Below are 9,652 nucleotides of genomic sequence, written 5' to 3' on the forward strand. Positions count from 1 at the left end.
CGTCTAGCTCGCTCCGTTGAAGGGGATGACGCGGCTTGCATCATAGAGTTCGGCGACAGCGCGTTCAGGCACGGTTTGCAAGGCGCGACCATCCTGTGCCACGAACAGGCTGCCTTCGGTCGACGCGCAATGAAAGTCAGTGCGCAGAAAGCGCGAGCCGGAAAAGTCGCTGCCATTGACCTTGGCATGGTGCATTAGTGCATAGGACATGTCGGCCCCGGCAAACGAGGCGGACTTGGCAGATGCACGCGTGAAAACGGCCATCCCCATTGTTGTGCCCGAGAGATCGCAGCCGTCGAGGCGCGCGTCTGCGAAGACGCATTGACTCAAATTGGCATTGCGCAGTGTTGCCGATCTCAGGTCAGCCCCGACAAATAGTGTGTTCGGTGCGACCGCGCTCGAGAGGTCGGCGCCGATGAGACTCGCGCCCGCCAGAATCGAGCTAGAGAGATCGACGCCGGACAGGTTTGTGCGATCCAGCTTGGCACCGCTCAGGTTCGCTCGGGCAAGCATCAGGCCCCTGAGGTCCCGGTCCGACAGATCGCATTCGGAGAAAAGGATCGTGTCGCAACGCATTCCCGCGAACCGCGCACTGCGCAGATCGGCCTGTGTAATGGCGGCATTCGTAAGCGTGGCGCCGTCGAACACGATATTGGAAAGCTCGCAATCCATAATGGCGCTTTGAGATATGGTGGCGCCGCGCAGGATGGTGTTGGTCAAGATGCAGCGCATCGCTGTCGTTTGGGTGAAGCGCGCCTCGCTGAAGTCGCTATGGCCGAAATCCGATGACGTGAAAGTCGACTGGGCGAAGCGTGCTCGTCGCGAGTCGGAGGCGTCAGCGCGGCAACTGACGAAGGTGCATTTTTCAAGGCAAGCGTCTGCGAAGGAAGCGCCGCTGAAGTCGCAGTCCTGAAACATCATGCCACTCAAGGAGCCGCGCGCGAAGCTGCTGTTGCGAAAGGAAGAGCTCAGCACAACGCCATCGTTTAGGCTCAGTCCAGATAACTTCCCGCCATCGAGGTTGGCTTCACGTACCGGGAAACTATGGGCGATCGACTGCAGTAGCAGATCAATTGACATGGCGCGTGACCATCAGGACGGTGCGGTCAATGTTGGCGTTACTCAAATCGGCGGCGACCAAGGAAGCATCCATCAGGTCAGCACCATAGAGATTTGCATGGCGCAGACTGGCGCCGTTCAGGTCGGTGTGATTGAGATGGGCCTCCAGCAGATTGGCGGCATAAAAATCGGTCCCGCGCAGATCGTTGCCAGTGATTACCGCACCTTTCAGCGATGTCATTCGAAAGGTCGCGTGCGAAAGATCCGACTTGCCGAAATAGACGCCGTTGAGCCGAGCCATGGAGAAATCGGCGCCCCGGAGATCGGCAGCCTGAAAGGAGAGCGCCTCGGCGCTGCTGCGGCCGAAGCGGGCGTCGCGCAGATCAATGTCGCCGATGAAGCTGACTTGGTCGAATTGCGAGCTGCTGAAGTCGAGTTGCGGCGCTGCGACCCTAAGAAAGGAGGTTTGTTCCAGTCGCGCGCCGGCAAAGTCCGCACCGGACAGCGATAGATCCATGAACTGCCCCCGCTGGAGGCTGGCGTTCTCCCAAACACTATTATCGAGGGTGGCTTGGATAAAGCAGCATTGATGCAGCTGTGCAGAGCGGAAGGTTGCCCCGATCATCGGCACCTGCAAAATCTGCAGCTCGATGAGACGCGCCTGGTCGAAGGATGCGCCCGCCATGCGCGCGCCGAGAAGATTGTTGCGCACAAGCAGGCTGCCGGCGAAGCGCGTTCCGCGGCAGTCGGCTGCACCAAAGTTGGCTTCGGTGAGGTCGGTCGCGCTTAGATCCGCGTTGACGAGCTCCGCGCCGGACAGTGCGGCTTTCCTTAGTTTAGCGCCAGCGAAATTGGTCCCGTTCAGCTTCGCGCGTTCAAGAAAGGCGCCGGAGAAGTCCGCGTTCGCGAATGGCCGCCCGGAGAGGTCGGCGCCGGCCAGATCGTGACCGGCAACCGTGCCGCCGCGCCGGAATTCCTCTTCCACCACATCCCCCAATGCGCGCGCGACAGCGGGCGCCAGCATCGTTTCAGGCCTGAGCGGCTTGGGTGATGCGAGCCTCGCCGCGGCTATGCCGGCTGCCAACTGGCCTTCCGCTTTGTCGATCTCGGTCTGCAGGACCGTGAATGCGTCCTGAGATTCCTTTTTGGCCGTGGCCATCACCGCTTCGGGCCCACCTGCGATTACAGGATGATGGGGGGCGCTCAAGGCTTCGAACGGCGGGCAGTCGTCGGTGGTAAGCGAGGGGAGGGTCCTTCTGAGCGTCGCCTCAGCTTCGGCGAGGACCGTGCGCGCGCGTTCTGTGACGTCAGGCGGTGTGACGGGGCTGTCGATCTGCGCCAGTATCTCGTCAATGGTCAGGCTCGGCGCCTCTGGCGCGACGCACTGCGCTGCTTCCGGCAGTACAGGCATCGGAATGTCCGGAAGTGAAAAGGCGTCGTCCGATATGGCGTTACGTATCGGCTCCAGCGGTCGTCCAGCCGGCAGGTCAAAAAAACGAGCATGTGCAAGTTCGAATTGCATTTGCTCGTCCAGCGGTTGCGTTGCCTTGCCAAGGAGTTCGGCCCGCCAGTTTTTCGCCTGCGCGAGCTTGTCTTCGAAATGGCCCAGGAGAGGCGAACCAGCATCCGGCAACAGCTCAGAGAATGGCGGAGCTTGCTCAAACATTGCGTCGATCGATTGCGCGGCGTCCATGCTGTCGATCGCGGCAAGCACGGCGTCGATATCGCTTGATTCTGCGTTTCTGCTGGCAATCTTCTCATAGGCTGCGCGCAAGGGCCCATATTGAGCAGAGAGCCTTTCGACCTCGGACTCAGCCTTGGCCTGTACTGTCTCTAAAGCATCGAGTATCTCGGCCAAATCGATCTCGCCACTCTCGAGCTCCTCCGGCAACAGTTCCGGAATGGTCGACGGTTCAATCGGCGGTATCTCGATCGTGGGACGCTGCAAAGGCGGAAGGTCAATGCGCGCAAGTTCTTGATCGATCGTCCAGCGCATGGAGGCGAGCTGCCGCCCTGCGCGCTCGTCGGCCAATTCGCGCCGCCGCGCTGCGCGGTGTTCGCGTTCATCGGCCGAAAGTTCTGGGGCGAGTTGATGTTCGGAAAAGGCATAGCGTGCGGCCGTCGCTCGGTCGAGTCGCAGCTGCCGGACGTTAAGGTAATGATCCAATGGACGCGCGAGCTCGCTCTGTCGCTCGTAGGCGACCATAATGTCGCCGACGTCGCTGCCATCTAATTCCTGCACGGCGATCGCGGTACGATAGATCATAACGCCGCGGCGGGCGCCGGCAAATAGCCACAGCGTATCGATTCGCGTCGGCAGTTCTGTGACCCCACGCGACAGATCACGCCAGCCGATAAAGCAGCGCACGCGTAAGGCCGGCAGGCAGCCTTCGATCAATGGATGTTCCGCGGAGAAGTTCTGTAGCGCGTAGGGTTCTCCGCCAGAGATAAAGCCTGCCATGCGCTGGTCCAGCGGCGCAAACATGAAAAGCCGCGGATCGGCGTCGCTCGCCAAAGCGGGGGCGAACGATTGCTGCCACGCAGCGTCATAGGTTCCCGCGTATTGCAGGCGCTTTCTGTCATCCAGCGCCATTGGTCCGAAACTTGCGGGCGGTGCGCTTGCGTCGATGAACTGAATCGCATGCTCAGGACTCTCCACATTGGGTAGGGCCACCAGCTCGCCAGCCATGCTGCGGCGAAGAGCCTCGTGGCCGGCGCCGACTGGGTTCGCTGCGTAGCCGGGGCCGCCGAACGCGCGTTGCCGCGTTAGCGGCATTTGCCGGAAAGGTTGAACGGCTGTCGGTCGCCAGCCGGCGGCTGTCATCTGCCAATAGCGATCGCCCGTCACCAAAAGGTGCTTCTGCATCGGTCCGATCGTCCAGCCCAACATCAAGCGCTCTGTCGGCCGCCCCTGAGGCGCCGCGGCATGTCCACCGACGAGCACTTCCGCTTCCGGCTTAGGCATTCCTATGTCGAGAGGGGTCCCGGACGGAAGCTCTTTTGCGGCCATGACCCAAAGGTCTTGCTCGCCTTCCAGACGGTCCGCGCCCGGGTGGGCGAGGTCGAACATCGCGAAGGCGGAAATGATGAGGCTTGCCCCGGGAGGACGACGCTCGCACTTGGACAGCAGACTCAGTGTGCGTGGCTTTATGAGGATGGGCATCTGACCCGTTGAGGCAGTTTTCGCGTCTTAGTCGTATTACTCGGGCGTGGCGGACTTGCGGTCCGCCTGCGCGGACGCGCTCTTGTGTCAATACCAGATTAGGTGGGCATGAAGATCAGCCACACTGCTGTACATAGCCGATCCGCGCTGGTGGTCGCCGACCACGCGTCCAAAACCGCGATGTGATTGACCTGCCAAAGTTCGCAAAGTAGCTAAGCCTTATTGCACAGCCACCAGTAGCGTGGTTGCGGTCGCAAGGGCGAGATGTGATGCTTGGCCTGACGTACCACAATTACCGCAGGCAGAACGGCTCCATAGACGATATCCGCAAACCCGTCGAGGCTCGCTCCCATCTCTGCGACATCTGGATCGCGACCCTTCGTACGACCTGCCACAAACCCGTCGAGGTGGTCGACCACAGATAGCTCGAGGAGCTCGGAGAGAACAAGGAATAGGCTGGTGGAGGAAAAGAGAAGGCCTGTGATTGTTGTGGCGTTCGCTGGATCCCAAAGGTATTTTAGCATTGGACTCTCACCTAGTCTGCAAATTGCGTCTCGACACGTTGACGTTCATTAGTGCGTCTGGGCGCGTAGACGTTCATTCGGTCCCTGAAAATGCGCTCCGCAATTTGCAGATCCTCAGCACTATCAATTTCGTACCATCTGAGGCCATCGCATCGCGCCGCTGCGAGCTGTAGACCTCGTTTTTGTATCAGATAACCGAAAAGTTCTTCGGTGTAGGTCTGCCTAGCTCCGGCGGCGATGATATCGTCCAGCGCCGGAACGATCGTTGCCTTGAGTGTCGGCGCCGAAAGACGTAGTAGGTTCATCGTCTTGAATAGCTTTGGGCCATCCGCAACAAGATTTGACGCGGTTTGCTTCAATCGAAAGCCTGAGATGAGGCCGTTCTGCGACAACAGAACGGCTGACCCTTCCATTGAAACGTCGAAGGGGACGACTGCAGCCACGTCGGTCCCCGGGCAACTTATCAAGTAGCGCAACACATCCTCTTCGAAAAAGACGTCGCCCTCGAGAAGAAAGCAGTCTCCGGAGAGAAGAGCGTCGCGCGCCAGCCACAAAGAATAGGCGCTTCCGGTGCGGTCAAAAACAGTCGACTCGACATATTTGATTCTGAGCGCGCCAAAGCGGCTGCCGCAGGCATACTGAATGGCGTCTTTGCGGTAACCCACGACGATCGTCACCCCTTCCACGCCGACAATTTCCAGGTTGCGCAGAGCGTTGTGAAGAATCGAAGTGCCATTGACCTCGATGAGCGGCTTCGGCCTCAGATCTGTCAGAGGACGCAGGCGAGAGCCGCAGCCAGCGGCGAGAATGACGGCGTTCTTGGGAGCATCGGTCACCATTTAGTTCCTTTTCGTCGCTCCGCTAAGGTGAAACACCGACGAGTGTCTTCGGCCGCAACGTATGCTTGCTGAAGCGAAATCAAGCCTGCCGGAGCCTTGAAAATCAACTCCAAGGGTGAAGGCAGACAAATGGTCCTCGTCGGTCCTTTTCCAAAGAGGAGGGAGGCCATGGATCCGGTACCTCGAGCTGCTGCCCAGATGGAAAAATGCGAATTTCGGCCGAGTGAGGCGTGCTACGCCATCTAAGGACATCTCGGTGCAACGAAAGCCATTTGAGATTGAAGTCGCACCTGGCCAGCTAGCAGGAAGTCCAGGACGGTGAGTCTTCGGCAACGAATATGCTCCTGTGTCGACGAAACCCTATTTGCGCAATTCAGCCTCGGGCCGCAGATATAACGCTTCCGCACGGGCGAGTTCGTCGTACTTCAAAAGTTCGAAGACTTCGTCGAGAGTAGCGATATTCGGCTCAACGCTCGCGGTGCTTTCCTCAGCGATGATGCGACGGCAGACTTGCCGCATTGCCGCTATTGCCGCTCGCATGGAGTGGTTGGCCCAGATCATCGTGGCGATGCGGGCTTTACGGTATACAGAGATCGGCGTTCGGTAGTATTTCGTCGGAACGATCACGACGGGCAATCTGTTCTGCCAAGCGCGCGCGAACGAAAGGATTTCGTCCGCAGTGCTCCTTCGCGAATGAATGAGGATCGCGTCGGCTCCCGCGTCGGCGTAGGCGTGAGCGCGCAAAAGTGCTTCGTCCATCTCATACCCAGCGATCAACGCCTCGATCCTTGCCACCAGAACCAAGTCGTCTGCGACCGTATCCTTCACTGCCCGGAGGCGGCCCGAGAATTCGTCAATATCGGCGAGGGGGTGCCGATCCCCAACAAACGAGTTCATCTTCGGAAAACAGCTGTCCTCCAGTGCGACGCCGGCAGCGCCGCGCTGGAGGAGCTTGCGCGCCAGCAGGCGAGCATTGTTGAAATTCCCGAAGCCTCCGTCGCCGTCAACCAGGACAGGAAGTTGGCTCGAATCAACGATCCGCTCAACGGCGTCGACAAGCTGGCTCCACGATGCTTCGTTCGCGTCGCGGTAACCTAGAGAACAGGCAATCGACAGACCGGACGCCCAGAGCCCCTTGAATCCTGAGCACTGGGCGATTGTGGCGGATAGGCCGTCATGCGCCTCCATCAGAAACGAGAGCTCGCCATTCGAGCAGACCTGGGCACGAAGCATTTCGACAGGCGACGGCCGAGTGCATTGATGACCTGAGTTGGGCCGAGCGGATTGTGGTTTCATACAGAAGTCCTGGAGGCCGGCCTTCGATTGGCGCAAACCGCACTGCTCATACCTTTTTGCTGTGATGCCGATCAATGACCAGCGTTGGTAGGTGATTGGGACGTAAAAGCTTGCATGATCGCCTTAGGATGGACGCCGAACGCCGGGCTGTTGTGATGGGTGGATCCGAGCCGACCCGCTTGAAAGGAAAGCTTTGGTGCAAATGAAGGATCTCGGCTCGCAAGCCGGGTGTTACGGCCCCTTCACAGAGCATTCACTCCTTGCGGGAGGACGCTTGGCGAAAAGGTGATATCCAGCTCACACAGATGTTGAGAAAATATCGACTGCTACGGTTGCCGTAGCCACTGCTGTTGCTTTTTCGACATATGTCGCAATCCCGTCGATAGGCCTGCACTTGGGTGGCAGTCTCCGCTGAAGTGAACCGGAAATCTCCCAAGATCTTGTCCTGCCGCGAGAGTTTGCGATGCACTGATTGGTATGGCGTTTGCTGATCTCATTCCACGTCCTCTCTGCTCCAGGAGAAACTCATGGCGGATGTGCAAGAGATTGTTTTGTCGGCGCGCGAAAGACAGTGCTTACGATGGGTCGAGGAGGGGAAGTCATCCTGGGCCATCGGAGTCATCCTGAAAGTGAGCGAGAACACCGTCAACTTTCATGTCAAAAATGCAATGCGAAAGCTGGAAACGACCACCCGTATCCAATGCGTCGTCAAGGCGCGGCGTCTGCGTCTTATTGAGTAACGGCCGCCATTCCGTTGCCGCTGATGCAGATCTAGCGAAATATAAGGGGCGACTATGGGGTGCTCCGGCGGAATGCGAAGCGAATTACGCGACCGCAGCTGTATAGCCATAATACAGGCGCTGTCGTGCTTTTATTTGGTCGCCGATCCTCAATGCGGGCGCCGCGAACCACTAGGCAAGGTGAGATCATCGACGCATAACGCTCTTGAAAGCTTGACGGCCGGTCGGAGCCCAGTGTCAACGTTGTGATCAATTGCGAGAATTGGTCGGTGACATCAATGGAACGATGGAACGCATCGCTGCGGATGAGATGGCGTTCGTTGGAGACCTGGCTTGCCTTTCAAATGCCACCGGAGTGCAAGCCTTGGGCATAAAGATGCCATTTGGGCGGCTGAGATTGATCGTCTGTGCGCTCCGACATCGTTCTTGCATCCCCCCGGGCCCTGTGATCCGACCAGCAAGTTCTGCTGGATGTCCAGCGTGGTCCGACAGCTGAGGCGGATGGGAATCGCAGTACAATCGTGTTCCACTGAATATCAGGCTGCGGTCGGCGTTCGACTCCTCAGGTGCTGTCAATGGGATGACGGTCCTGCTGCCGACCGCTTTAGCCGTACAAAAGGATACGCCGTTGCGGCCCAATTGGCGGGCGAGCTGGCGGTGAGGAAGACATGTGGCGAGGAGGGTGAACCTGCTCGGCTTTGCGGAATACCGCGATGAGGGAGAAAAGATGCTTGCCGCTCCGGGCGATGTGGTGGTCATCCAGCGAGGCGCGCTGCGCTCGTTGATGCGCTGTCCGGACGGATGCGGTGAAACGCTCGTTGTGAATCTCGATCCATTTGTAGGAAGTCTTGGAGACTGGATATGCGGACCAACAAGCCAACGCTCTATCCGTCGTTTTGGCGAGACGGAGGATGCGGTAGTCATTTTATAATCTGGCGCGGCCAGCTCCTGTGGTGTGACCGCTTTGAAGAAGGTAAGTCGAGCCGAACTTCGACCTCGTCGCGCTCGGGCGGCGCGTTCTGAAGTCGCTGCGAAGGCGCGAACTGCGTAGCGCCGAGGAGATCGCTGCTGAAATCGACGAGATTGCATGGGAAGTCTGAAGGGCAGGACAGATGCTCGTGCGACGCAAATTGGCTATTTGTGGATCTGGTACACAGAAGGATTGGTTCGCTCTGGCGTAGGCTAGTACCCACTTTTCTTAGAACGTGAGTCGTGATTCAAGGTGTCGGGATGATACCCGAAGCAAGAGAAGTCCGCCTTTCGAAGAAAGATCGCAAGGTGCTCGAGGCGTGTTGTCGCTCACCGGTGACGTTGCAGCGCGATTTGAAGCGGGCGCGGATAGTTCTTTTGGCGGCGGACGGGCGTAGCACCCGGTCGATTGCCAAGGAAGTTGGGGTCCAACCGCGGATTGTCAGCCTTTGGCGGCATCGCTATGCCGACCAAGGCCTTGAAGGGCTGCAAGACAAGCCGCGGCCTGGCAAGCAGCCGCTCTATACGAAGACGACCGACAAGCGGATTCTGAAGCTGCTGGATAAGCCGCCCCCGCAAGGGTTTGCGCGCTGGACCGGCCCTCTGCTGGCCAACCCCCCCCCCCCCCCCCCCCCCCCCCCCCCCCCCCCCCCCCCCCCCCCCCCCCCCCCCCCCCCCCCCCCCCCCCCCCCCCCCCCCCCCCCCCCCCCCCCCCCCCCCCCCCCCCCCCCCCCCCCCCCCCCCCCCCCCCCCCCCCCCCCCCCCCCCCCCCCCCCCCCCCCCCCCCCCCCCCCCCCCCCCCCCCCCCCCCCCCCCCCCCCCCCCCCCCCCCCCCCCCCCCCCCCCCCCCCGCGGTTCCTGCGCAGCCACAAGATTGACCTCGCGGCTCGCAAGTCCTGGTGTGAGAGCAACGACCCGAACTTTACGGCCAAAGGTGCCGATGTTGTTGGCCTTTACGTCGCCCCACCTGCGAAGGCCGTTGTGCTATGCGTGGACGAGAAGCCCTCGATCCAGGCCTTGGAGCGAGCGCAGGGTTATCTGAAGCTGCCCAATGGCCGCGCC

At 59.9% G+C, this 9,652-nt stretch carries 8 protein-coding genes and 2 pseudogenes; 5 read left to right on the forward strand and 5 right to left on the reverse strand.

Going from position 1 to position 9,652, the window contains the following annotated elements; all coding sequences use genetic code 11:
• Positions 1-3 precede the first annotated feature (3 nt).
• The 4 genes from XI09_RS07795 to aepX form a co-directional block, all read right to left on the reverse strand.
• Positions 4-1,080, reverse strand: a complete 1,077-nt coding sequence (locus XI09_RS07795) for a pentapeptide repeat-containing protein (protein ID WP_097669398.1) — start codon at positions 1,078-1,080, stop codon at positions 4-6.
• The gene (locus XI09_RS07800) at positions 1,070-4,222 is read right to left on the reverse strand and encodes a DUF2169 family type VI secretion system accessory protein (protein ID WP_271566356.1); all 3,153 of its coding nucleotides are present in this window, start codon (positions 4,220-4,222) and stop codon (positions 1,070-1,072) included. Before XI09_RS07800 ends, XI09_RS07795 begins: the two co-directional genes overlap by 11 nt.
• Positions 4,223-4,757: 535 nt before the next feature.
• A complete protein-coding gene (locus XI09_RS07805) occupies positions 4,758-5,585 on the reverse strand; it encodes a phosphocholine cytidylyltransferase family protein (RefSeq protein ID WP_271566357.1) in 828 nt (275 codons plus the stop codon).
• Between the two features lie 360 nt (positions 5,586-5,945).
• The gene (aepX, locus tag XI09_RS07810; protein ID WP_271566362.1) at positions 5,946-6,818 is read right to left on the reverse strand and encodes a phosphoenolpyruvate mutase; all 873 of its coding nucleotides are present in this window, start codon (positions 6,816-6,818) and stop codon (positions 5,946-5,948) included.
• 590 nt (positions 6,819-7,408) lie between these two features.
• Between aepX and XI09_RS07815 the strand changes: the two genes are divergently transcribed.
• The 4 genes and pseudogenes from XI09_RS07815 to XI09_RS07825 form a co-directional block, all read left to right on the forward strand.
• Complete coding sequence (locus tag XI09_RS07815; RefSeq protein WP_057030437.1) at positions 7,409-7,621, forward strand: response regulator transcription factor; 213 nt, start codon at positions 7,409-7,411, stop codon at positions 7,619-7,621.
• 682 nt (positions 7,622-8,303) lie between these two features.
• Complete coding sequence (locus XI09_RS07820; RefSeq protein ID WP_271566358.1) at positions 8,304-8,552, forward strand: hypothetical protein; 249 nt, start codon at positions 8,304-8,306, stop codon at positions 8,550-8,552.
• Positions 8,483-8,644 carry a DUF6527 family protein gene (locus tag XI09_RS46025; RefSeq protein ID WP_442869546.1) on the forward strand — a complete coding sequence of 54 codons (162 nt, stop codon included), beginning with the start codon at positions 8,483-8,485 and terminating at the stop codon, positions 8,642-8,644. The genes XI09_RS07820 and XI09_RS46025 overlap by 70 nt, the downstream gene beginning before the upstream one ends.
• Positions 8,645-8,851: 207 nt before the next feature.
• Positions 8,852-9,202: pseudogene (locus XI09_RS07825) on the forward strand (helix-turn-helix domain-containing protein); the annotation flags it as partial.
• Here the strand turns inward: XI09_RS07825 and XI09_RS07830 are convergent.
• Complete coding sequence (locus tag XI09_RS07830) at positions 9,112-9,462, reverse strand: hypothetical protein (protein WP_271566359.1); 351 nt, start codon at positions 9,460-9,462, stop codon at positions 9,112-9,114. The pseudogene XI09_RS07825 and the gene XI09_RS07830 overlap by 91 nt on opposite strands.
• Between XI09_RS07830 and XI09_RS07835 the strand changes: the two are divergent.
• Positions 9,449-9,652: pseudogene (locus tag XI09_RS07835) on the forward strand (IS630 family transposase); the annotation flags it as partial. The gene XI09_RS07830 and the pseudogene XI09_RS07835 overlap by 14 nt on opposite strands.

This window comes from Bradyrhizobium sp. CCBAU 11386, from assembly GCF_028128955.1.
Classification (GTDB): Bacteria; Pseudomonadota; Alphaproteobacteria; order Rhizobiales; family Xanthobacteraceae; genus Bradyrhizobium.

Bases quoted from the DNA above. Each gene is read 5' to 3' on its own strand.
- XI09_RS07795 (WP_097669398.1), bottom strand. From the start codon at position 1,080: ATGTCAATTGATCTGCTACTGCAGTCGATCGCCCATAGTTTCCCGGTA.
- XI09_RS07815 (WP_057030437.1), top strand. From the start codon at position 7,409: ATGGCGGATGTGCAAGAGATTGTTTTGTCGGCGCGCGAAAGACAGTGC.
- XI09_RS07805 (WP_271566357.1), bottom strand. From the start codon at position 5,585: ATGGTGACCGATGCTCCCAAGAACGCCGTCATTCTCGCCGCTGGCTGC.
- aepX (WP_271566362.1), bottom strand. From the start codon at position 6,818: ATGCTTCGTGCCCAGGTCTGCTCGAATGGCGAGCTCTCGTTTCTGATG.
- XI09_RS07800 (WP_271566356.1), bottom strand. From the start codon at position 4,222: ATGCCCATCCTCATAAAGCCACGCACACTGAGTCTGCTGTCCAAGTGC.
- XI09_RS46025 (WP_442869546.1), top strand. From the start codon at position 8,483: ATGCGGACCAACAAGCCAACGCTCTATCCGTCGTTTTGGCGAGACGGA.